Annotated in this window: 1 protein-coding gene; it reads left to right on the forward strand. The window is 79.2% G+C overall.

The window, feature by feature from the left end:
* Positions 1–556: glutamate ligase domain-containing protein (locus tag KIK08_RS39320; protein ID WP_305849638.1), on the forward strand; the 556-nt coding region annotated here is incomplete at its 5' end.
* Positions 557–712 lie beyond the last annotated feature (156 nt).

The following is a 712-nucleotide window of genomic DNA, read 5'->3' on the forward strand; positions in this document are numbered from 1 at the left end:
CGTCGGGCCCGACGCCGTGCGCTCCGGGCTGCTGGACTTCCGGCCGGGCCCGCACCGGGCCGCGCCGGTGGCCACCGTCGACGGCGTCCGCTACGTGGACGACTCGAAGGCCACCAACCCGCACGCGGCCGCCGCCTCGCTGGCCGCGGCGCTGGCCGGCGCCCCGGCGGGGGCCCGGATCGTCTGGGTCGTCGGCGGGCTGCTCAAGGGCGCCTCGGTGGACGCGCTGGTCGCCGCGCACGCGCACCGGCTGCGGGCCGCCGTGGTCATCGGGACCGACCGCGTCGAGATCGTCGCCGCGCTCGCGCGACACGCACCCGATCTCCCGGTGACCGAGGTGGTGTCGGGCGACGATGGGCCGATGAGCGGTGTGATGACGGGGGCCGTGCGATCCGCGCGCACCCTGGCCCGTCCGGGTGACGTCGTGCTGCTGGCCCCGGCCGCGGCGTCGATGGACCAGTTCGCCGACTACGCCGAGCGCGGCAGCGCGTTCGCCGCGGCGGTCCGGGCCGTCGGACCGACCGGCGGCGACCCGACCGGTGGCGGAACGCCGTGACCGCCGCGGACAGCACCGCGCGCAGCAGCACCGACCGGCCGGCCCGCGACGGCGCCGGCGGCAAGACCCGGGCCTATGGCGGCAAGGCGCCCCGGGACGCGAGCAAGGCGGCCCGGGCCGAGAGTCGCAAGGCGACCCGCGCCGAGCCGGCGCCGA

The sequence above is a fragment of the Pseudonocardia lacus genome, assembly GCF_018531445.1.
In the GTDB taxonomy this organism is placed as follows: domain Bacteria; phylum Actinomycetota; class Actinomycetes; order Mycobacteriales; family Pseudonocardiaceae; genus Pseudonocardia; species Pseudonocardia lacus.